This window comes from Paraburkholderia agricolaris, assembly GCF_009455635.1.
Taxonomy (GTDB): Bacteria; Pseudomonadota; Gammaproteobacteria; order Burkholderiales; family Burkholderiaceae; genus Paraburkholderia; species Paraburkholderia agricolaris.
Genome location: NZ_QPER01000001.1, coordinates 1261063 through 1280943 on the forward strand (window position 1 = coordinate 1261063; position 19881 = coordinate 1280943).

The following is a 19881-nucleotide window of genomic DNA, read 5'->3' on the forward strand; positions in this document are numbered from 1 at the left end:
GATTCGATCGGCGGGTCGCAGCAAGGCGGCCGGCGCACCCGGGTCGTGAAAGGGGGCGTAGCTGCCGCGTCGCCTGTAGGTAAAAGCCTTGGACTACATAATTTCGTACGACGGCCCCGATGCCGGTATGACCATCGAACAGATTCGCATGATGGTGCTTGCGCACGACGGGCCCGTGAACCGGCTGGAGCGCGATTTCGAGAATGTTGCCGAGTTCCTGCGCGACGATCCGCTATCCGCGCAGCGGCGCCTGCTGCTGGCCAATCCACCGTTTACGCCACCGGCGGTGGCGATAGTGAACACCATCGTCACGATGACGACGACTTCCCGGCGCAGGCCGGCGTGGGCCGCAATCCTGACGGCGATCGCGCGGCAAGGGCCGATCGCCGTGGCAGAAGACTTCATCTTGCAAGCCGATAGGCAACTCGCGACCTCGTGCGAAAGCCACGCGCTCGCGTGGGCATTTCGCGGCACTTTTATTCGGTATCCAGACGTATTTCTTGGCGACGCAAAAGAAGTGCTGGAGCGCTTTATGCTGTCCCGCATGCGCTAACGAGAATGCGGCTCGCGTTTCGAATGCGCGGGCCGGACTTCACGAACTCTTCGGATCGTCCTTTCCTACTGCACCGCGGGCGCGATACCGAGGCCACTGGACGGCGGGCTGGTCGGCGGTTGCGGCAACGCGGGCAGCGGCCGCAGCGCCGGTGGCTGAATCACAGGCAAGCTTCCCGGCGGCACGCTTTGCGTCACCTCATTCGCGAGCGTCACGACATGCGGGCGGATCAGGAACATCCGTTCACGCTGTTGGGTCGTGCTGTAGCGCCGGCCGAACAGATAGCCCAGTACCGGTATCTTGCTGAGAAACGGCACGCCGCCGCTTGACACGTTTGCCTCGTCGGTGTCGTAGCCACCCACCAGCAGACTCTCGCCGTCGCGTACGACGGCCTGCGTGCTGACCGCGCTGGTCACGACCGTCGGCAGATCGTCCACCGAATGATCGATTACGCGGCCGTCCTGAACGTCGATAGCCATCTGGATGGCGCTTTGCCCGTCGCGCTGCACAACGCGCGGCGTCACCTTTAGCGTGGTGTTCGCAGTGACCGGCGTGACCGACGCCACGCGCTCGCCGACGGTCCTCACGTAAAAGGTCTGGTTCAGGTTTAGCACCGCACCGACGTTGTCGCTCGTGACGACAGACGGGCGCGACACCACGCGTGCGTCGCCTGCTTGCTCGAGCGCGCGGATGCGGCTCGCGAAATAGCTGCCCGCGCTCGCAAGCAGGCCGGTCCCCGCGCCGGCCGCGAGCGCGATCGTGCCGCCGCTCACGCCGCCCGCGACATTGCCGATCTGGCCACGCCAGTTCACGCCGAGTTCGTCGATATGCGACTTTTCCACATCGATGACCATGGCTTCGATTTCGATCAACGCGGTCGGAACGTCCAACTGCTTGATGAGGGCCGCATAGACCGGCATGCGTTCCGGCGCGTCCTGCACGATCACGGCATTGAGCGCCGGGAACGGTTCGACCGCGCCGCGCAGCAGAGCGCCGCCTGGGCCGGCGTTTTGCTGCGTGCCGGCGGCCGGGGCCGCGACCGGCGGCGTCAACCCAGCGGCGGCGCCGGCGAGCGGCGCCGCGGCCGCGAGCGCCGGCAACGACGGCAGTGCGCCGTTCGCAACCGCGCGAGCCGGCGCGCCAGGCTGCATCGTATTGCCGAAGCCGCCCGCGTCCTGCAGCAGATTGCGCAGGGTTGTGGCGACGCCCGGAATCACAATCTGGCTGTCGCGATACTGGATCGCGCGGTCGTCCACCTGCGCGTGCTGCAAACGGAACACTGCGATGTCCTGACGCTGATCCACGCGTGGCAATCCGGCGAGACTGCGCTGTACGAGCGCGACGTATTGCGGCGGTCCGCTGACCATCACGACACCTTGGTCGGGCATGTCGCCCCAGCCGAAGCGTGGATCGAGCACGCCGAGATCCGTGAGCGCCGTGCGCGCGGCCACGGTGTTGCCGCCGCTCACCGGTATCGTGGCGGTCACGGTGTCGCTATTGCGATTGACGTAGAGCGTGCCGCCGTAGGTGTACCAGCTGAAGCCGTAGATGCCGCCGAGACGGTTCAGATAGTCGGTGGGGCTCGCCGTATTGAAGCGGCCGGTGAGGCGTCCTTCGACCGCGGGGCTCATGTCGAGGGTGAGGCTGAAGGCCGCCGCGAAATCGCTGAGCACGCGCGCCAGGCTTTCGTTTTGAGCATAGTATGAGTAGTTGACGGACGGCCACGGCGGGGCCGCGGCCTGCGCGCTCTGCGTTGCCGCAAAGAGCGAGGCGAGCAGTGCGGCGGACACCGATCTGGCCAGGCGGTGACGGACTGGATTCATGACGCTCCCTGCATGCGTGGGTATCGGTTTGGAGGAGGGCTAGCGCGGGAGCACATCGCCGAGCGTTTGCGCGGTGTCCAGAAACGCCGCGAGCGCGGCGTCCACTTCCGGTTCACTCGCGTTGAGCGCCCAGGTGTCCTGCCACCACAACTGCTGGCGTGCGGGATCGACCGCGAGGCCACCGCTGGTTTCGCCGAGTAGCGCGCCGGCGCGAGTCAGCGCTTCGCGCAGCAACTGACTGCGCGACGTGACATTCTGCGGCAGCGGCGCCAGCGGCGAGCGCACCACGACCCGTTGCGCGCCGAGCCGCACATGCAGCGACGACCGCGCGGCGATCTGCAGCTCCAGCTCGTTCTCCGGCTGCCACATCGAACGCCACAGCTGACGTCGTTCAAGCCAGAGCGCAAGGCCGGGGCAGGCTTTCAGCAAATCGGTCATAGCGTGCCTTCCTGTTTCATCTCATTGACGATGCGAATGATCTCGGCCACCGGCCCGATCAGATCGCTGGGGATGTACTGATTTTTCTCGCCATGCTCGTACAGCGACCACGCGAGGTTCACATCGCGCAGCACCGGCACGCCGGCGGCGCGCGCCGCGCCGATCATCTGCTGCGCGTGGCCGTCGCGGCCCCTGGCCCACACCAGCGGCAACGCGGTGCGCGCCTCGTCGTAGAAGAGCGCGACCGCCACATGTGTCGGGTTGACCACCAGCGCGCTGGCGGATGCGCTGCGTTGCACGTCCTCGTTGCTTGCCAGTTCACGGTGCAGCTCCTTGCGGCGTCCCTTGATCTGCTGGTCGCCTTCCGCTTCCTTGTATTCACGGTCCACTTCCTCGCGGCTCATCATCAGTTGCTTGTTATGCTGGCGGCGCTGCCATACCACGTCCGCGCCCGCGAGGGCGATATAGACCGGCGCGAGCGCGAGTGTCAGCGTGGTCACCATGCTCGTGAATACCGCCGCGCCGCCGGAGACGGTCAGGCTCGGCAGCCAGACCAGGTAGCGCAGGTTGTGGGAGATCACAAGCCATACGATGCACGACAGCACGGCGATCTTGATGGCGGACTTGAGCAGTTCCACCACGCTCTTCTTCGAGATGATGTTCGTGGCGTTCTCGGCGACGTTCAGGCGTTTGCCGGACGGCACGAGCGCCTTGAACGACAGCGTGAAACCGACCTGCGCGATTTCGACCGCCATGCCGAGCAGGACCGGGATCAGGATGAACGGCAGCATCAGCGCGATGCCCTCGTCGAGCAGGGTTTTGCCGAGCGAGTCGAGGGCGATGGGAAGCGGCAGGTTTATCACCTCGGCGGGAGCGAGCATCAGCTTGGCCATGTGGTCGGCCATGCCCGAGCCGTTGGTGGTCAGATAGATCAGGTACGCGAGAATCAGTACTGCCTGCGAGAAGTCCTTGCTGTGCGCGACCTGACCTTCCTCACGCGCATCGCGCAGGCGTTTCGAGGTGGGTTGTTCGGTTTTTTCGCTCATGGCCGCCCCAGCAAGACGCCCAGGCGCGGCAGCAGCGTCGCGATACCGTTGAACTGGCGGCCGAGGTAGTCGAACATCGTGACCACGTAGACAGTCAGCACGAACAGCGCGAGTGCGCTCTTGAGCGGCATCGCGAGGAAGAAGACCTGCAATTGCGGCGCGAAGTGCGAGACGAGCGCGAGCCCGAGTTCAACCAGCAACATGGCCAGCACCACCGGTGCGCTCAGCATCAGCATCGTCTCCAGCATGCCGTTCAGACTTGACAGCCAGAACGAGGCATTCGCGCGCGACAGCATCGGCCAGAACGAGAGCGGCGGCCACAGCGTGTACGAGTCGTAGAGAATCCGCAGCAGCCGCGAAAAGCCACCGCTCGTCAGCACGAACACGACGAATGCCACACTGAAAAGCTGGCCGAGCGTGGACGTGTCGTGACCGGCAATCGGATTGAGCGTTGCCGAAATACTTTCGCCGCGCTGGTTGTCGATCAGGAAGCCGACCAGTTCCACTGCCCAGAAAGGCAGCGCGAGCATGAACCCGAGCATCAGACCGACCACGCATTCCTTCAGCGCGATCGCGAGCATCGCCCCGGTCGAGATATCCGTGCCGAGGTGTGGCGCGATCGCGGGCGCGGCGACCAGCGCGAATCCCGCGCTGATCGACACGCTCAGCAGCCCGGGGAACACCGAGCGCGTGATGATAGGAACGAGCGCGAACGCGGCAACGAGACGCGGCAGTGCCGTGAGCCAGCCGAGCGCCAGGGATTTGGCCGAGAGCCCCATCACGAGGGGCAGGTCGAGCTCGCTCATCCCCGCGCCCCGATTTTCGGCAGCAGATCGAAAATGCTGACGGCGTACAGATAGAGTTCGCTGCCCATCCAGCGTGCGGTCAGGAACAGCGTGACACCCGCGACGACGAGCTTGATCGCGGTCGGCAGCGTCTGCTCCTGGATCTGCGTGAGCGCCTGGAGCACCGCGAGCAGCACGCCGACTGTCGAGGCGGCGATGATCACCGGCAGCGAAAGCAGCAAGGACAGGTACAGCATCTGCGCGAGGTACGCGGTGAGATCGACGGATGTCATACGTATGAGAGCACAAGGCCGTGAATCAGGCGCGTCCAGCCGTCGAGCATGACGAACAGAAAGAGCTTGATCGGCAGCGCGATCATCACTGGCGATACCATCATCATGCCCATCGCAAGCAGGATGTTCGACACCACCAGGTCGATGACAAGAAAGGGTAGATAGAGCAGAAAGCCGATCTGGAACGAGCGGGTCAGCTCGCTCACCATGAATGCCGGCATCAATACGAGGAAGTTGTCCTCTTTCAGATCAGCGGGTGTATCGGGACCCCACAGCCGGCGCGCCGTGGCGACGAAGAACGTGCGTTGCGCAGGCTCCGAGTTGCGCATCATGAAGCCGCGCAGCGGATCGGATGCCGCCTGAACCTGCTTGAAGAAGGTGTCGACGCTGCGGGTCTGCTCGGGCGTGGCCGCCACCTGATCGTAGATGCGCTGCGCGACCGGCATCATCACGTAGGCGCTCAGGATCAGCGACAGCGCGTACAGCGCGATGTTCGGCGGAATCTGCTGCACGCCGAGGGCATTGCGCAGCATCAGGAGAACCGTCGAAATCTTCAGAAACGACGTGCAGACGATCACGAGCGTTGGCACGAGCGACAGTAGCGCCAGGGTGATCGACAGGCCAAGCGGATCGATGGGAATGTTCACCGTTCTTCTCCCGGCCAGCGCAGATCGGTCACGGCCACGCCGAGCAGTCCGTCGATTTCAACCAGCTCGCCGTGGCCGACCAGCAGGCCGTTGGTGCGGATCGCCACGGCGCGTCCAGGCGCGCGCCCGAGTTCCAGCACGCTGCCGGGCGCGAGCGCGCGCAGTTGCGCGAGCGTCATGTCACAGTGGCCGAGGTCGAAATGCAGCATGACGGGCACCTGTTCGAGTGCTTCGGCGACGGGTTCGCGCATATCGGCAACGGCTGGCGCGAGCGCCTGAGGTGCGCCGTGCGCGGAAATGGCGTCGCTGTCGGCAATAACGGTGGCCGGATTGCCGTGGCTATCGGTCGTGCCATCGCTGACGCTGGTGTGCGCATGCTCCGGCATGTCGGCGGGGAAATCATCGGTAGACGGGTTCATGATTGAATAAAGTCCGCGGGTCACAATCAGGGTTGATTTTTCGAAGCGCGCGCACCATGCGAGCGTCGGGCTCGCCCGCACCTGCAATTCGCCACTACGCCAGTGCTGGTCCTGCACCACGAGTACGTCGTGCCGGCGCAGCGAGCGCAACGTGCCGCTTGCCACCCGGCAGCAGCCGACGCCCAGGCGCTGCTGCAGCGGCAGCGCGTTGGCGAACGCAATGGTGGTCTTGACGGGCCGGCGGCCGAGCAGGCTCGCCAGCAGGAAGTGTCCGGTGGCGTTGCAATGCAGTTCGCCGGCCGCCTCGGTGGGATGCGTGCTGGCCGCGTGCTGGATACGCCAGCGGTAGCGAAACGGCAGGCTCGCTTGCGACAGTTCCAGGAACTGGGGCGCGCCACGTACGCTCAGTCCGTGGCGCTCGAGCAGTTCGTGCAGCCAGTATTCGAATGCGACGGCCCGCAAGGTGTGCGGCGCTTGCGTGGCCGCCGATGCGCCAAACTGACCGAGCACGATCGCGTCGACGATGCCCGGATCGCCGAACAGATCGAACCGTCCGCCGGACCACGCCATCGACAACAATGGCGGCGCCCGCGATGGCTCGCGCGCGCTGCCGTGTGGCAAGGGGCTGAGCGACGCGACGTGGTTGTCCTCGCCTGGCAACGCGATGTGGCGGCCGTGTTGCGCAATCGCGGTCTGCGCGATGGCTTCGTCTCGGCGCAGACGGGGCGGTGCATAGCGGTGAGGATGCGGGGGGCGGGGCAGGTCGTTATTCATGAGTGGGTTGCGCCACGGCTTCGACGCTTCGTTCCAGATTGCCGGACAGGGCGATCACGACGCTCACGGAGCGCCCGATGCGCTGCGCTAGCGTTGAGGCGATCGTGTAGCGCGCACCGGCCAGCCGCTCGAACGTTTCGTGCGTGGTGCACGCGATCCTCGCGTGCAGCGCGGCCGGTTCGTCGACGACAGTCACAACGATGCCGCCGAGCTCGGGTTCGTTCAGTTCGGCGTGAACGGCTCGCCGGTCGTCGGCAAGGCCGGCCCACAGGCGCGTCGCGCATGCACACACAACGCGGACGTCCTCGTGCGTGAAACGGGTGGCCGTGCGGGCGGATTCGGACGTCGATGCCGGTGTCGGCATCGACCTTGGCGTGACGTCGGCTTGTCGCTCAGTCTGCTGCTGGTGCGCGACTCGCTGCGGCGTACCGGATTCGGCTTGCGCATCGACAGAGCCGTAGATTGGCGGCTGCCGCTTCACAGCGGGCGAGAACGCGTCGTCATTCGACTCGTCCTCGGCCCGCAGCGCGCGCCGGAAGCGGTCTTCATCGCTGGCCGACGCGCCGGTCCGTGTGATCGCGATGAGCGCCGGCTGTCGAGGGCGGTCATCGCCGCGGTCGTTGCGCCGGGCGGTGTCGGCGCCGTGAGGTCCCCGTACTGGTTTCATCGTGTGTGTATTCCGTCTGCGTCCGGCGCCGTGTCCTGCTCCACGTCCAACGTGTTGCGGCGGTGAATCTCCAGGCTGTTTTCGTCCATGTCTTCGTTGTCCCGCTGCTGCTGGATTTGCCGCTCCTCGTCGCCCAGCCGGGTAGCGAGCGTCTCCATTTTCATCACCCGGCGTTCCGCGCGCAGTCGCTGCCGGCGTTTTTCGTCCTCGTCGCGGTGCGCATCGCTCAGCACGCTCTCGCTCGACTTTTCCGCTTCGCGTGCAACGATCACCTGCTGGCGGCTCAAGCTGATGCGGTTGTTGCATGCGTTTAACTGTCCGACCGATACGGTCCCCGCCGCCAGCAGCGCGTGGTCCTCGCGTGCCAGCGTGTCCTGGGCCAGTTGCTGGTTTTCGCTCACGCGTCGGCGTGCTGTTGCGACGTCAGCGACGGCGTTGCGCGTCTGTTCTTGCGCTTTCGCCAGCTCGTGCTCGGCGCTGCGCTCGTGGAGCTGGGCAGTGCGAACAAGGCTGTCTGCCGTGCGGGAGGAATTGATGGAGTGAGTCATGATCAGGTGTGGGTCAACGGCCTGGCGAGGAACTGTCGGCGAGTCGGGCGAGCTGTGCGACCGTGCTGTCGAGGCCGGCATGCTCGTCCGTTTCCTGGCGCAGGAACGCGCGGATCGCGTCGATCTTCTGTACGGCCTCGTCGGCGAGCGGATCACTGCCGGTGCGGTACTCGCCGATCTTCACGAGCAGTTCCACCTCGTTGTATTTCGCGAGCAGCTCGCGCACGCGGCGCGCATGCGTCTGGTGCGCGGGTGTCGCCACGGACGTCATCACGCGGCTCACCGACGCGAGCACGTCGATCGCCGGATAATGACCTGCATTGGCGAGCTGGCGCGACAGCACAATGTGGCCGTCGAGAATGGAGCGGGTCTCGTCGGCGACGGGCTCGGTCATGTCGTCGCCTTCGACGAGCACGGTGTACAGCGCCGTGATCGACCCGCGCTCGACGTTGCCCGGGCGCTCCATCAGCCGGGGCAGCGTGGCGAACACCGAGGGCGGATAGCCGCGGCGGGTCGGCGGCTCGCCGGACGCAAGACCGATTTCGCGCAGGGCGCGGGCGAAACGCGTGACCGAATCCATCAGCAGCAGCACCTTCTTGCCCTGATCGCGGAAGTATTCGGCAATCGCAGTAGCCGCGTAGGCCGCTTTCACGCGCTCCATTGACGATTTATCCGACGTCGCGCACACCACGACCGCGCGCGCGAGGCCGTCCTCACCGAGTTCGTGCTCGATGAACTCGCGTACCTCGCGCCCGCGTTCGCCGATCATCGCGATCACGGTCACGTCGACATCGGCACCCTTGGCCAGCATGGCGAGCAAGGTCGACTTGCCGCCACCGGCGGCGGCAAAAATGCCGATGCGCTGGCCTTCGCCGCACGTGAGCAGGCCGTCGAGCACGCGCACTCCAAGCGGCAACGGCGTTTCGATCGGGCGCCGCCGCAGTGGATGGGGCGCCTCTGCATAGACCGGATAGTGGGCGTCGGCGCGCAAGGGGCCGCGTGCGTCGTAGTCGAGCGGTTGACCGAGCCCGTCCAGGACTCGACCGAGCAGCGCATTGCCCACGGGAATCATGTGGGTGCGGCCGGTCGGAATCACTTCGGTAAACGATGAAATGCCATGCGTGCTGCCAAGTGGTGTCAGCAAAGCGGCTTCGCGCGTGATGCCGACCACCTCCGCCTGCGTTTCGACGGGATCGCCTGGATTGCGCAGCCGGCAGATTTCGCCGATGCGCACGGACGGCGCGGTTGCGCGGATCAGCGTACCGACGACTTGCAGCACGCGCCCTTTGAACTGAATGAGCGGCGCATCCTGGATGGCGAGCGCCATCAGATCGGCGATGTGGCTGAACTGGTTCATTGCAGGCCGGCCGCGAATGGGCCGTCGGCGTCCCGCTGCGGCGTCGTATCCGGAACCGGAACCGGACGACCAGGGCCGAACACTTTTTTCAGCGCGCCGCGCAGCGCGCCGATCTGGCTTTCGAGCGACGTTTCGACAAAGCCGAGTTCCGACTCGAGAATACCGCTGCCGGGCGCGACTTGAGTGTCCGGCTGCACCTGCAAGGCGCGGATGCCCGGATAGGCCGCGAGAATAGCACCCAGTTGCGGCTGCACGAGATCGGCTTCGGTGGGGCACAGGCGCAGCGTCAGTTGCGGTTGATTGCGCGCCGCGCTGAGAATGCTGCGCACCACGCTCGTCACCCGCTCCTGGTCCGGGACTTCGCATACGATGCGGCGTACCGCTGCGAGCACGAGCTCGATCATGCGCGACTCGACAAGCTCCAGGTAGTTGAGCGAGCTGGCTACCTGTTCGACCATATGCAGCGCGTGTTCGCTTCGCGCGGCGTCGCGGCCTTCCCGGTAGCCTTCGCTGCGCGCCTCCTCATAGGCGAGCTGGGCGGCAACGGCAATGCGACGCGCTTCGGCGTGCGCGTCGTCGACAATCTGCGTGGCGCGCGAGAGCAGCCAGACCTGTTCGCGCGGAATCACGCTTTGGCCGGGCGTGAGACGGATGCCCGCCTCGGCCTGGCCACCCGATAGACGCTTCATGAAATCCATGCCGGCTCCAGTTGGGTGGCAACCGATACGCATAGACGCAGCGCATGGTGCGGGTCGAGGGCGGCGTCGGCACGGACCGGCACCGGATGGCGCAACTGCCAGCGCCATGCGAGGCGCGCCGGCACACTCGCCTGTGCGCGCCACAGACAGGCGAAGCCGAGTGGCAGCGTCGCGCGCGCGAGCCGGCGCGGCTGCCACGCGGGCGCGTCGCGCAGCGTGAAGATGTCTTCCTGTTCGAGGCGTTGCGCGAAGCGCACGACGTCGAGCAGATCGCGCGTCGCAAACGGCGCGAGTGCGTCGCGGCTCACGAGCTGACGCAGCGCGCGCGAGAGGCGGGCGGCGCCGACATGCGCGGCGAGCCGACGCTGCTCGCTCGGTGCGAGCAGCGCGAGCCACAGCGCGTCGCCGCATACGTCAATGTCTGGAGCAAGCTGTTCGAGTTCGGCGTGGTGTTCGAGCAGACGGCGCGACCACGGGCGCGCATCACGCCGATGGCTGGTCTCCACGAACGCGGCCGGCACGCCGAGTGCGCCGGCGATGCGCGACGGCAGCGCATCCTGCGCGGGGTTGAGGGCGAAGTTCACGACGTACGGCACGCGCGCGCGTTGCGTCGTAAAGAGTTGATGCCAGGCGGACGAAGTGAACATAGCGTCGCCGCTCAAGTCACGGTTTCGGCGCGCGGCTCGACGCGCGCCACGACGCGCCCGCGCCACGCTAGCGCGCCGCCACCGACCAGGCCAGTCAGCGCGACGAGCGCGGCGGCGATCAGGGTACCGACGAGCGGCGCGTACGAGTCCGCCGCGACCCGCAGACCAAGCAATTCGCGCCAGCGCGTCGACGCTTGCGGATGCGCCTGCGCGAAGGCCGGCGGAGCCAACCCCGGCACGAACACGAACGAGATCTTGTCGGGCGAGAGGGCGGGAATGCTGTCGGCGATAAGCCTGCGCATCTGCGGCTGCAAAGTGTCGAGCGGCGAATCGGGCCGGTACTTGATGAACACCGCGGCGGATGACGGCTGGGGTGCGCCATCGAGCGCATTCTGCTCGGGCAGCACGATGTGGACGCGGGCGCTCAGTACGCCGTCGATCTGGCTGAGCGTATAGGAGAGTTCCTCGGACATCGCGTAGACATAGCGGGCCCGTTCCTCGACCGGCGACGAGATCAACCCGTCCTTGCGGAACATCTGGCCAAACGTGATGTGCGGATCGTGCGGCAGTCCCTGGCTTTGCAGAAGTGTGATGGCTTGCGCGACCCGATCCCGGTCCACCAGCACCGACACGCCACTCTTGACGGTCTGTTTGTCCGCACCGATGCCGGCGTTCAGCAGGACGGCGAGCATCTCGTTCGCCTCGTTTTCGGGTAGCGCGGCAAATAGCTCGGTACGGCTGCTGCAGGCCGCTAGCGTGGCGCACAGCAGCACGATGCCGAGCAGGCGCAGTACGCGGTTCGGCTGGACCTGGCGGGAGAGGCGCGAGCAAGCGCCGAGATGAGTCGTCATTGCATTCTCAACAGTTGATCGACGTCCTGCGAAGCCTTCGCAACCGACTTCGTCAGCAGTTCCGTCTGGTAGGACCACGAGACCAGCGACACCTGCGCGCGCATCACCTCCTGAAGCGTGCCGATACCGTTCGTGACGGCCGAGCTGACCTGGTGCAGGTCGGTTTCCATTGAACTGGACATGGTCCGCAAGCCGTTGAGAATACGTGTGCCGATGGGGCCACCGGCAGTGGCGGCGCCTGGCGTGGCGGCGATCGGCGCCGAAACGGCGTTGCCCGGTGCAAACGCGGCAGCCGTGAGCGCGTTGCGAAAGCGCTCGATGCTCGCGCTGCTCGGCGGCGGGGGCACGGCGACCGGCGCGAGCGTGGTGTCCGGTGAAGCAGGCGGCGCGATGGCCTGCTGGGTGAGTGCGACGGCGGCTGGAGGCGTGGGTGCAGGCATGACGTCGGCGTCCTGGTGGCGGGCAGTGCGGAGCTAGCGTGAGGGGGGGGCGAGCAGCGCTTGCGCGAGGGGCGCAGCTGCGCGAGCCTTGTTGGCCGAAGCGACGATCTGGCGCAGCAGCGCTTCGCTGCGCCCGCTTTCGCCGGCGAGGCGCAACGCGAGCGCGAGAAACGATTGAAGCTCGACGTCGTCGGGGAATTTCTGGAGCGCTTCGGCTTGCAGATAGTGCGCGGCTTCCTGTGGGCGTCGCGCGTTCATCAGAGCGATGGCGTTGCCCACATGTGGAAACGTGCTGTCGGAGCGTAGTAGCGCAAGCGCATTGAAGATGTCGGCTGCGTAGCCCGCGAGCCCCACGCCCGAGGCGAGGAAGCCGACGCTTGCGAGTAGATGCACTTCGTCGCTGGAGAGGAGTGCACCGCCGGGCGTGATTGCCTGCTCACTCATGGTTGACCTCCCAGCAGCGTTTGCCAGCGCGTCAGTTGCTCGCGCACCTCGGCGCTGGCGGGATCAGCGTCGGCGGCGATGCGCGCAAGCGCGTCATGGATCGTCTCGAGCGCCTGCGCGGATTGTCCAAGCGCCGCCTGACATTCGGCGATGCGCAGATCGAACGCGGGCGACAGCGCGCCGAGAGCGATCGCGAGCATGTAGTCGCGCAGCGCGCCGTCGGGGTCTCCGCTCAGCTGACGGGCGCGTGCGAGCCCGTAGCGATACGTAGTGGAGGCCGGCGCGTGCAGCGTGAGGATCGTGAACATCTGCTGTGCCTCGGCGAGTTGCCCGAGGCCAAGCCGTGCGTGTGCAAGCACGGAGATGGCCTCGAGCGTGGCGGGTTGCAGCGGCACAGCCGCGGCGCGCCGCTGCATGTTCGCGAAGCACGCGGCGAGCGTCTGCCCGGCCGCGGCGGCGGAGCGGTCGGGCGTGCTCATGCGCGAACGCTGGCCGCGTTGCGTTGCGCGTCGTTCGTGGAACGGACGATGCCGTCCAGGCTGTCGAGTGTGCGGCCGTATGCGCGCTGAAATTCGCCCGATAGTGTTTCCGCCGACCCAGTTGCGGACTCGTACACCATTCTCGCGGCAGCCAGCTTTTCCTTCTCGGCGTTCTGCTTGTCGGCGGCAAAGGTGAAGCCGGCGCTGCCGGCTCCGGCTGCGCCTTGGCTAAGCGTCGAAAGCGCACGACCTTTCGCGAGATGAAGGTCGACCTCGGTCATCTTGTCGGACCTGGGCTTCGCCTTCGTATTGGTTTTTGCGTCGGGCTTCGGGTCAGACGTCGGGTCTGTCTTTGGGTCGGCCTTCGGGTCGGTCGACGAACTCGATTGTTTGCCAACCGCCTGTTGCGAAGGAGATGTGGTGGTTGTGGTGCCCACCGTCGAACGCTGCGTGTCCGTCGCGTTGGACCCGCTGCTGCTCGACGCCCCGTCGTCCAGATTGCCGCCAACCTTCGCCTGCGTCGTACTGCCGGACTTGGCCTGCGTCGTGATAGCGGTATCTTCGAGCGTCGCTTGCTGGATCTGTTTCGACTGGTTGGACAGATTCGCCGAGGCCGTAGTCTGTTCGATCTGGTTTGTCGAGGCCGCATTCTGTTTGGCGCCGGTGGTGACCTGCTTTGCCGCAGAGCCTCCACGCGCCTCGGTGAGGGTGCTGGAGGCACGGATCGTGAACATGCCGTCCGCGAGTCCCGCCGCCGCCTGGCCGCCCGCCGAAATCAAGCCTCCCGCGAGCCGGATGCCTGCCTCTGATTTGAGCGTGTCGACCTCCTTGTTCTTGGTGGCGATCTGCAGGGTCAGGGTGCGTTGTTTATCGACGGTGGCCTCATGCCGGATCTTGTCGGTTTCCTCCAGCATTTCGGCGATAAACAAGTCGACGATGGCGAACGAGAAGCGCGCGCGAGAGAGGTCGCCAAATGCCGCGGCTGCACGGTTGGCGTCGAGCGGCGCCGTTGCACCGAGCACGGTGGCGTCGATCTTGCGCGAGAGTGCGCCGGGCACGCTGTCAGCGTCGTCGTCGAGCGCTTGAACGACCGTGATGCTCAGGCTCTGGCCGGACACGGCAACGCCGGTAGCCGGCGCGGCGTCTTGCACCGGGATTGAGGACGGCATTGCGTGTTCGATTCGGGTACTGGAAATCATGATATTTTCCTTCGAGTGGCGTGCCGCTCAGGCGTTCTGGTTCGAGAGGGCCGACGAGGGTATTTGCGCTTTCTGCATTTCCGCGCTCTGTTTCAGCATTTCGGTGATCTTCCCCACGAGCAGGGCAAAGATCGACACCGCGGTCTCGTACGTCGAGAGCTGGGTTTGAGTGTCGCGCTGCACACCCATGAGATTCGCCTCGATCCGCGTCGCGTCCACCTTCAGCAGATCGGCCTCGTAGGTGCGCGTGACGGTCGCGGCCTTGAGGCCGCCGCCGGTGATGTTGCCGGCTGACGACACGGCCTGTGTGCCGGTATTGACCCACTTCGCGGCAACCTCCACCGTCGACACGACCTTGCCGGCTGCGGCCGCGGCGCCTGCGCCGCCGCTCATGGCGACGGTGCCGATTGACATGCCGATCTGGGCCACGCCCGTCACGACGCCGCTGATGATCGCCTGAGTGGCTTCGTCGGCACCGGCAAGTTGCGCGATGCCGCCGGCCGCGTTGCCGATCGCCTGAGGCGCCACCACGAACGCGACAATAGCCATGATCTTCCCGCCAGCCTCGGCTTGGTCCTTCGGTACACCGAACGACTCCAGCATCGACGTGAAGCCACGCTGCAACCACTCGGCCGGATCGAGCGAGGGGCCGCCAGCGGCCTGACTGATCGAACTCGCGGTGTCGACGAGCGCGGCGGCGAGGCCGATGCCCGCGACGATGACGAGTGGCGCGGCGAGCCCGCCGGTAAACACAATGGCCGCCCCCAGCGCGAGCGCGGCGCCCGCAAGGCCGACACCCTTGAGCACCCAATCGAGCGTCGAGCTCTGGGTCTTCGATGCTTCGGCGAGCTTCGCGAGGCGGTCTTCGAACAGCGTGGCGCGCTTGGCGGCCAGATCCTCGTTGACCGTCGCGGCGGTTTCCAGCCGTTCGCGTGCACCATTGGTCTGGATCTCGACATTGTCGAATTGCTTGTCGGTGATGAGCGCGATCATCCGGTTCAGGTTCAGCGGGGCGTTCGCGCTTGCGCTCGTGGATGGGCTCAGCATGGGCCGCTGCGTGAACGCCGGCGATGCGGACGATGCCGATTGCGCGCCGCGCGCGGACTGCGCGGATAACCTGGACGGGTCGAGCGTGAGCGTCGGCTCGGCGAGCGGGTCGCCGCCTGCGAGGCGGCGGTCGCTCGAGCGGTTAGACGTTTTTTCGGCGGTCGTGCCGTCTTCGGCGGAACCGCCACGCGGCACATAAGCCGCGCTGCTGGTTTCAGCAATAGTGTTGCTCATTGAATCTCCGTTTTTTCCGGTTCACCCGGCATCAATTCGAGCATCGCGCGGGCGCGATCGGCGAGCGGATCTGCGACGCCGCGCCGCTCGTAGTCGGCGACGATCGCGCGCAAACCATTGCGCGCGTCGCCGGGGCGACCGAGTTGAAGAAAGCATTCGGCCATGTGCAGCGCCGGTGTGTAGTCGTTGGGATCGAGCGTTACGCACAGCACGTAGTACTTCAGTGCGGCTTCATAACGGCCGAGCATCTGCAGACAGGCGCCAAAGGCAAGCGCGAAGCGTCTGTCCAGGTAATCGAGCGTCATCAGGAACCCGAATATCTGCAGCGCGTCTTCGTAAGAACCCTGTTCGTACATTTGATGGCCGACTGAGTACGCAGCCTCGTAATCGCTCGCGGATAACCCGCGCAACGTGGCCGGCGTATGTCCGTCGGCGATGTACTGCATGACGTCCTTGACGATCGCTTCGACCTGCGGGTCGGGGAAGGAGGGGAGCATAGTGTCACTCACCGGTTGAGATTGCCGATAATGGACTTGAGCATCTGATAGCCCGTCGTCAGGACTTCCGACACCATGTCGCTCGCCGTGCTGTACTGCTTGATGCTCGAGTTCAGGTCGATCATCTCGCGCGAGTTCGCGTTGCTGTTGGTGGTCTGCGAGGATTGCAGCGAGCTGACCCAGGCGGAAAGTTGACCGGTCTCGACGTCGGCAGCGTGGTCGTCGTCGGGACCGCGACAGGTGCCGCTGGAGCCATCGTTCCACTTCAGTCCGAGGACCTGTTCAAAGTACGCCTTGGTGACCGCACTGTTGTACTTGGCGTCGTCTCCACCAACTTCGTCCCTGCTCGGCGGAGTGAAGGGTAACTTCATATCGTTCGGTCCGTTCATGACCGATTCATAGTCGACTGGTTGGAGAATATTCCAGTCATCGTCGTTCAGGCCTTTCTGGCTGCTCTGCGCAGCCGCGATGCCGACCTGGATGCAGCGCGATTTGTAGTCGCGCACGTCCATGGTTTGCTTCATCTCCAGGATCGCGGTTTCGCTGCGGTCCATGAATGCAAATTGAACTGCGCGGATGACGTTGATGAGATTGAATTTTCGGCCCCCGGCAGTGGCCAGCAGATCGATCGGGCTGTTCGAAGAGTCGGGCGTTTGCGAGGCGTTAACAACGGGAGAAGTGCTTAGCGATAAGCTCATACAGTGCTCCATTCAGAGGTCGGGCGCGCCGCCGATATGTGGTTGATTCGTTGGACAGGCGGCGCGCCGCATTGGGCCGGACTATCCGGCTAAACGGCTTTGCGTTTGACGCTTTGCCGCGAAACGGCGGGCAACCTCATGTCGGCAGTGTCCGCACTGGCCGCCTGCTGACGACATTCGATGGTGCTCGCCAACTGATCCGAAAATTCTTTTATTTCGAGCAGGCTCTCAGGCATGTCGCTGCCGACCTGCGCGAGTACTTGCGCATATAACTCCCGGAATGACTGGTTTTCGATCTCCACTTTGGCCCGTGCTTCTTTAATCGCACTCAGTGCATCCGCGACAAGGCGATTGCGGTCGTTATCCGTTGTCGCTGCAAAGTCTGATCCGGTGGGCGGAGTATTAACCATGGTCTATCGGCGCGAGCCGTGTTATGTTTGATGCAGCTTGAGTAACGAAAAATGTAAATCCAGTTCCGTCGCAATTACGCTTTATTCGCGAAGTGGAAGTGAGATTCAAAAAAATGCGCCTTTATACGGATCACACCTGTTCGAAGAAAAAGAATGACCGGTCTTGAACGCTGCGGAACATCCAGGCAGCCATTTTTCAGCGATGATTTGACTACCGGGGGGTAGTGCAATATGGCTACGGCATTATTTATTGACGACCACGCGATGTTTCGGGAAGGCGTTGTTCTCGCTATCGGGCAGGGCGAACCCGACCTGCAGATCCGTACCGCGTCGAGCGGTGTCGAGGCACTAAGGGCGCTACGGGTGCATGCCGATATTGCTATCGTGCTGACTGACTACTACCTTCCCGACACGGACGGCACCGAACTGATCGAACAGATCCTGCAATTGCGGCCGCAGGTGCCCGTGATGGTGTTGTCGGGCTCCGATCATCCGGACGACCGCCAGCGCGCGCTCGCGGCGGGCGCGTACGGATTCGTGCACAAATCCGCTGACAGCGAGGCGTTGCTCGACGCCGTGCGCAGGGCGTTGCGTCACGAGCAGTTGCCGCCGCAATATGGCGAGCCGCCCGCCGGCACGCCGATGAACAGCACGGACGAGGCGATGCAGCGACTGACACCGCGTCAGTTCGAGGTGCTGTGGCTGCTGTGCGAAGGGTTGCGCAACGGTGATATCGCCAACCGGCTGAACATGACCGAGAAGACGGTCAAGGCGCACGTGTCAGGGATCTTCGCGGCGCTGGAAGTGCCGAATCGAACCCAGGCGGTACTGATGGCCATGCGCTCGCGCAGCTTCAAGGGCAGAAGGGGCAGCGGGTCGCCTTGACCGGCGCCCGCGCTGCGGGCTTACCGGTTGTTTGCCGTTCGCTGCGCTAGCAGTGTGGCGGCGAGTGCACGCAGACCGTCGGGATCGACCGGCTTGCGCAACACGGGCCAGCCGGATGTGGCTGGCGGGGATGTGTGGTCGCCAATGAAGATGACTGGTAGCGCAGGATCGGCCAGCGCGTCACGTAAAGCGTGTCCAGCCTCGCCACCCGCGCTATCGCCGGGCGCCATGGTGCCGACGATGATGAGCTCCAGCCGGCCGGCTTGTGCGCGTGCTGACGCAAGCAGTTCGGTGACGTTTGCAACGCTCAGTGTCCGATATCCCCACGCTTCGAACAGCAGCGATAGCCCGTCGCGGCTTTCGTCGTCGCGTTCGACCACGCCGACGAAGCGGCCGCGCGAGGGCGCATACGCCTGCTGATTCGCCAGCGTCCCGTCGACGATGTCGTCTGCCGCGCTCGCCGGTATCGCCAGCGAAAATATCGAGCCGCGCCCGAGCGTTGAGCGCAGGACGAGCGGGTGATCGAGGAGGGTCGCGATGCGTTGCGCAATCGGCAGTCCAAGCCCGAGCCCCTTGTTGCGATCCCGCTCGGGGTTCGACAACTGGTAGAACTCCCAGAAGATCCGTTCCCGCTCAGGCTCTGCAATGCCGGGTCCGGTGTCCCATACTTCAATGCGTACCGTGCGGCCCACACGCCGCCACGCAAGCAGAATCCAGCCCTGCTGTGTGTGGCGTACCGCGTTGTCGACGAAATTGCGCACGATGCGACCAACCAGTTCGCGGTCCGAATACACGACCGGCGCGTTTCGGCGCACCCGCAGGATCAGCCCGCGGGACGCCGCCTGTGCGCCGAACTCGACCTTGATTTCATCGAACAGCGCGCTGATAGAAAAGGCGCGGCGCGAAGGTTGCACGACACCGGCGTCCAGTCGCGACACATCGAGCAGCGCGTTGAAGAGCGAACCCATTGCGGCCACGGCCTTCGAAATGTTCTCGACCAGATAGCGGCTCTTTTCCGCGAGCGGCTGCTCCTTTAGCACACCTAGATACAGGCTGAGCGCCTGCACAGGTTGGCGCAGATCATGGCTGGCCGCCGCGAGAAAATGCGTTTTCGCCTGATTGCTGCGTTCAGTGGCCGCCTGCTCCTGTTGCAGTCGCACGCGCAGCGTGGCGTTCTCGCGGTCGGTGCGCTGCGAGCGGCGCTGCGTTCGGTGCATCCGGAGAGACAGTGATGAACTGGCGATCAGGTAAAGCGTGACGATGAACGCCAGCGCGGAATAGTAGATGTTCACGCGGCTGGCGAACATCGCGAGTACGGGCAGGAATGTTGACAGCTGAAAGCCGAAGACCAGCAGCACGCAGGAGCTGTACGCGAGCGCCGCGCCAACGCCGACTGTCAGCAATGACGCGAGAATGAGGGTTTGCTGGGGGGACGGCGCATAGGTCATTGAATAGGCTGCGGGAATGCCCCACAGTGCGCCGGCCAGCGCGGCCGCCGAGATCGCCCAGATTTTCCAGCGGCGCACGGTGCGGACATTGCGCAGCGCGCGCCGGTAGTCGGCGGCGAGCGCATATTGCAGCACGCAGAGCGCGCCGCTCACCGCCAGCCAGCCCAGCAACATAGGCCGGTTGGCGTGGCCCCTGACCGCGAGCGCGACACATGCGCCGCCAATGAGGATCGACGTAGCGGAGACGTGAAGATGATGGCGAAGCGAATCCACCTCGGACGAATCGGGCTTCTCATCGCTCCGGTTGCTGACTGGCCGATCGGGATACCTCATCATATCTCCACGTGTGTATTTGCAACCCCAGCAGATCATTTCCCATGAGATTGCCGCATTAGTCCGAGCTCGGCAAGACGGAATCGGCTAAATTGTGTCCCCTGGACCTTAGTCCAATGCGGAGGACATTGCCGTCCCGTAGCATCGCTTCGCTGTAAAGGTCGGTTCCGAATGCGCCGGCCAGAATGTTGCCATTTGATTGATGAGGTATCCATATTAAT

General features: G+C 64.9%; 24 protein-coding genes. 2 read left to right on the top strand and 22 right to left on the bottom strand.

Going from position 1 to position 19881, the window contains the following annotated elements:
• Nucleotides 1-88: 88 nt before the first annotated feature.
• Nucleotides 89-553, top strand: a complete 465-nt coding sequence (locus GH665_RS05725) for a hypothetical protein (RefSeq protein WP_153135022.1) — start codon at nucleotides 89-91, stop codon at nucleotides 551-553.
• A gap of 65 nt (nucleotides 554-618) precedes the next feature.
• Here GH665_RS05725 and sctC read toward each other — a convergent pair whose 3' ends face one another.
• The 21 genes from sctC to GH665_RS05825 all read right to left on the bottom strand — a co-directional run bounded on the left by sctC (nucleotide 619) and on the right by GH665_RS05825 (nucleotide 16994).
• Nucleotides 619-2376: a type III secretion system outer membrane ring subunit SctC gene (gene sctC / locus GH665_RS05730; RefSeq protein ID WP_153135023.1), complete on the bottom strand. Its 1758-nt coding sequence runs from the start codon at nucleotides 2374-2376 to the stop codon at nucleotides 619-621.
• A 39-nt stretch (nucleotides 2377-2415) separates the two neighbouring features.
• Nucleotides 2416-2814, bottom strand: a complete 399-nt coding sequence (locus tag GH665_RS05735; protein WP_153135024.1) for a type III secretion system chaperone family protein — start codon at nucleotides 2812-2814, stop codon at nucleotides 2416-2418.
• Complete coding sequence (gene sctU, locus GH665_RS05740) at nucleotides 2811-3860, bottom strand: type III secretion system export apparatus subunit SctU (RefSeq protein ID WP_153135025.1); 1050 nt, start codon at nucleotides 3858-3860, stop codon at nucleotides 2811-2813. Before sctU ends, GH665_RS05735 begins: the two co-directional genes overlap by 4 nt.
• Nucleotides 3857-4666: a type III secretion system export apparatus subunit SctT gene (gene sctT / locus GH665_RS05745; protein ID WP_153135026.1), complete on the bottom strand. Its 810-nt coding sequence runs from the start codon at nucleotides 4664-4666 to the stop codon at nucleotides 3857-3859. The genes sctU and sctT overlap by 4 nt, the downstream gene beginning before the upstream one ends.
• Nucleotides 4663-4938 carry a type III secretion system export apparatus subunit SctS gene (sctS, locus tag GH665_RS05750; protein ID WP_153135027.1) on the bottom strand — a complete coding sequence of 92 codons (276 nt, stop codon included), beginning with the start codon at nucleotides 4936-4938 and terminating at the stop codon, nucleotides 4663-4665. The genes sctT and sctS overlap by 4 nt, the downstream gene beginning before the upstream one ends.
• Entirely contained in the window at nucleotides 4935-5579 is a 645-nt protein-coding gene (sctR, locus tag GH665_RS05755) for a type III secretion system export apparatus subunit SctR (protein WP_408277069.1), read from the bottom strand. Before sctR ends, sctS begins: the two co-directional genes overlap by 4 nt.
• 2 nt (nucleotides 5580-5581) lie before the next feature.
• Nucleotides 5582-6778 (bottom strand): type III secretion system cytoplasmic ring protein SctQ, encoded by a 1197-nt coding sequence (gene sctQ / locus GH665_RS05760; RefSeq protein WP_153135029.1) that lies wholly within the window; start codon nucleotides 6776-6778, stop codon nucleotides 5582-5584.
• The gene (locus tag GH665_RS05765; RefSeq protein WP_153135030.1) at nucleotides 6771-7445 is read right to left on the bottom strand and encodes a hypothetical protein; all 675 of its coding nucleotides are present in this window, start codon (nucleotides 7443-7445) and stop codon (nucleotides 6771-6773) included. The genes sctQ and GH665_RS05765 overlap by 8 nt, the downstream gene beginning before the upstream one ends.
• Nucleotides 7442-7993 (bottom strand): hypothetical protein, encoded by a 552-nt coding sequence (locus GH665_RS05770; RefSeq protein ID WP_153135031.1) that lies wholly within the window; start codon nucleotides 7991-7993, stop codon nucleotides 7442-7444. Before GH665_RS05770 ends, GH665_RS05765 begins: the two co-directional genes overlap by 4 nt.
• A gap of 13 nt (nucleotides 7994-8006) precedes the next feature.
• Entirely contained in the window at nucleotides 8007-9350 is a 1344-nt protein-coding gene (gene sctN / locus GH665_RS05775; RefSeq protein ID WP_153135032.1) for a type III secretion system ATPase SctN, read from the bottom strand.
• Nucleotides 9347-10048: an HrpE/YscL family type III secretion apparatus protein gene (locus tag GH665_RS38680; protein WP_167530911.1), complete on the bottom strand. Its 702-nt coding sequence runs from the start codon at nucleotides 10046-10048 to the stop codon at nucleotides 9347-9349. Before GH665_RS38680 ends, sctN begins: the two co-directional genes overlap by 4 nt.
• The gene (locus GH665_RS38685) at nucleotides 10036-10695 is read right to left on the bottom strand and encodes a hypothetical protein (protein WP_167530912.1); all 660 of its coding nucleotides are present in this window, start codon (nucleotides 10693-10695) and stop codon (nucleotides 10036-10038) included. The genes GH665_RS38680 and GH665_RS38685 overlap by 13 nt, the downstream gene beginning before the upstream one ends.
• Nucleotides 10696-10706: 11 nt before the next feature.
• Nucleotides 10707-11546, bottom strand: a complete 840-nt coding sequence (sctJ, locus tag GH665_RS05785) for a type III secretion system inner membrane ring lipoprotein SctJ (RefSeq protein WP_153135034.1) — start codon at nucleotides 11544-11546, stop codon at nucleotides 10707-10709.
• The gene (locus GH665_RS05790; RefSeq protein ID WP_153135035.1) at nucleotides 11543-11986 is read right to left on the bottom strand and encodes an EscI/YscI/HrpB family type III secretion system inner rod protein; all 444 of its coding nucleotides are present in this window, start codon (nucleotides 11984-11986) and stop codon (nucleotides 11543-11545) included. Before GH665_RS05790 ends, sctJ begins: the two co-directional genes overlap by 4 nt.
• A gap of 33 nt (nucleotides 11987-12019) precedes the next feature.
• Complete coding sequence (locus GH665_RS05795; protein ID WP_153135036.1) at nucleotides 12020-12430, bottom strand: hypothetical protein; 411 nt, start codon at nucleotides 12428-12430, stop codon at nucleotides 12020-12022.
• Nucleotides 12427-12909 carry a hypothetical protein gene (locus GH665_RS05800; protein ID WP_153135037.1) on the bottom strand — a complete coding sequence of 161 codons (483 nt, stop codon included), beginning with the start codon at nucleotides 12907-12909 and terminating at the stop codon, nucleotides 12427-12429. Before GH665_RS05800 ends, GH665_RS05795 begins: the two co-directional genes overlap by 4 nt.
• A complete protein-coding gene (locus tag GH665_RS05805) occupies nucleotides 12906-14108 on the bottom strand; it encodes a hypothetical protein (protein WP_153135038.1) in 1203 nt (400 codons plus the stop codon). Before GH665_RS05805 ends, GH665_RS05800 begins: the two co-directional genes overlap by 4 nt.
• A gap of 27 nt (nucleotides 14109-14135) precedes the next feature.
• Nucleotides 14136-15389 (bottom strand): type III secretion system translocon subunit SseC family protein, encoded by a 1254-nt coding sequence (locus GH665_RS05810; RefSeq protein WP_153135039.1) that lies wholly within the window; start codon nucleotides 15387-15389, stop codon nucleotides 14136-14138.
• The gene (locus GH665_RS05815) at nucleotides 15386-15886 is read right to left on the bottom strand and encodes a SycD/LcrH family type III secretion system chaperone (protein WP_153135040.1); all 501 of its coding nucleotides are present in this window, start codon (nucleotides 15884-15886) and stop codon (nucleotides 15386-15388) included. The genes GH665_RS05810 and GH665_RS05815 overlap by 4 nt, the downstream gene beginning before the upstream one ends.
• Before the next feature lie 8 nt (nucleotides 15887-15894).
• Nucleotides 15895-16584, bottom strand: a complete 690-nt coding sequence (locus tag GH665_RS05820) for a hypothetical protein (RefSeq protein WP_153135041.1) — start codon at nucleotides 16582-16584, stop codon at nucleotides 15895-15897.
• An 89-nt stretch (nucleotides 16585-16673) separates the two neighbouring features.
• On the bottom strand, nucleotides 16674-16994 hold the full coding sequence (locus tag GH665_RS05825) for a hypothetical protein (protein WP_153135042.1): 321 nt from the start codon (nucleotides 16992-16994) through the stop codon (nucleotides 16674-16676).
• 231 nt (nucleotides 16995-17225) lie between these two features.
• Here GH665_RS05825 and GH665_RS05830 point away from each other — a divergent pair, with 231 nt between their 5' ends.
• The gene (locus GH665_RS05830) at nucleotides 17226-17879 is read left to right on the top strand and encodes a response regulator transcription factor (RefSeq protein WP_153135043.1); all 654 of its coding nucleotides are present in this window, start codon (nucleotides 17226-17228) and stop codon (nucleotides 17877-17879) included.
• A 20-nt stretch (nucleotides 17880-17899) separates the two neighbouring features.
• On the opposite strand, the gene GH665_RS05835 is transcribed toward GH665_RS05830, so the two are convergent.
• Nucleotides 17900-19660 (bottom strand): hybrid sensor histidine kinase/response regulator, encoded by a 1761-nt coding sequence (locus tag GH665_RS05835; protein WP_217361860.1) that lies wholly within the window; start codon nucleotides 19658-19660, stop codon nucleotides 17900-17902.
• Between the last annotated feature and the right edge of the window lie 221 nt (nucleotides 19661-19881).

Coding starts and splice junctions, on each gene's coding strand:
- sctQ (WP_153135029.1), bottom strand. CDS start 6,778: ATGAATAACGACCTGCCCCGCCCCCCGCATCCTCACCGCTATGCACCG.
- sctJ (WP_153135034.1), bottom strand. CDS start 11,546: ATGACGACTCATCTCGGCGCTTGCTCGCGCCTCTCCCGCCAGGTCCAG.
- GH665_RS05825 (WP_153135042.1), bottom strand. CDS start 16,994: ATGGTTAATACTCCGCCCACCGGATCAGACTTTGCAGCGACAACGGAT.
- GH665_RS05820 (WP_153135041.1), bottom strand. CDS start 16,584: ATGAGCTTATCGCTAAGCACTTCTCCCGTTGTTAACGCCTCGCAAACG.
- GH665_RS05765 (WP_153135030.1), bottom strand. CDS start 7,445: ATGAAACCAGTACGGGGACCTCACGGCGCCGACACCGCCCGGCGCAAC.
- sctN (WP_153135032.1), bottom strand. CDS start 9,350: ATGAACCAGTTCAGCCACATCGCCGATCTGATGGCGCTCGCCATCCAG.
- GH665_RS05810 (WP_153135039.1), bottom strand. CDS start 15,389: ATGAGCAACACTATTGCTGAAACCAGCAGCGCGGCTTATGTGCCGCGT.
- GH665_RS05735 (WP_153135024.1), bottom strand. CDS start 2,814: ATGACCGATTTGCTGAAAGCCTGCCCCGGCCTTGCGCTCTGGCTTGAA.
- GH665_RS05800 (WP_153135037.1), bottom strand. CDS start 12,909: ATGAGCACGCCCGACCGCTCCGCCGCCGCGGCCGGGCAGACGCTCGCC.
- sctS (WP_153135027.1), bottom strand. CDS start 4,938: ATGACATCCGTCGATCTCACCGCGTACCTCGCGCAGATGCTGTACCTG.
- GH665_RS05795 (WP_153135036.1), bottom strand. CDS start 12,430: ATGAGTGAGCAGGCAATCACGCCCGGCGGTGCACTCCTCTCCAGCGAC.
- GH665_RS05770 (WP_153135031.1), bottom strand. CDS start 7,993: ATGACTCACTCCATCAATTCCTCCCGCACGGCAGACAGCCTTGTTCGC.
- GH665_RS05805 (WP_153135038.1), bottom strand. CDS start 14,108: ATGATTTCCAGTACCCGAATCGAACACGCAATGCCGTCCTCAATCCCG.
- sctU (WP_153135025.1), bottom strand. CDS start 3,860: ATGAGCGAAAAAACCGAACAACCCACCTCGAAACGCCTGCGCGATGCG.
- sctC (WP_153135023.1), bottom strand. CDS start 2,376: ATGAATCCAGTCCGTCACCGCCTGGCCAGATCGGTGTCCGCCGCACTG.
- GH665_RS38680 (WP_167530911.1), bottom strand. CDS start 10,048: ATGGATTTCATGAAGCGTCTATCGGGTGGCCAGGCCGAGGCGGGCATC.
- GH665_RS05835 (WP_217361860.1), bottom strand. CDS start 19,660: ATGAGGTATCCCGATCGGCCAGTCAGCAACCGGAGCGATGAGAAGCCC.
- sctT (WP_153135026.1), bottom strand. CDS start 4,666: ATGAGCGAGCTCGACCTGCCCCTCGTGATGGGGCTCTCGGCCAAATCC.
- GH665_RS05830 (WP_153135043.1), top strand. CDS start 17,226: ATGGCTACGGCATTATTTATTGACGACCACGCGATGTTTCGGGAAGGC.
- GH665_RS38685 (WP_167530912.1), bottom strand. CDS start 10,695: ATGTTCACTTCGTCCGCCTGGCATCAACTCTTTACGACGCAACGCGCG.
- GH665_RS05790 (WP_153135035.1), bottom strand. CDS start 11,986: ATGCCTGCACCCACGCCTCCAGCCGCCGTCGCACTCACCCAGCAGGCC.
- GH665_RS05815 (WP_153135040.1), bottom strand. CDS start 15,886: ATGCTCCCCTCCTTCCCCGACCCGCAGGTCGAAGCGATCGTCAAGGAC.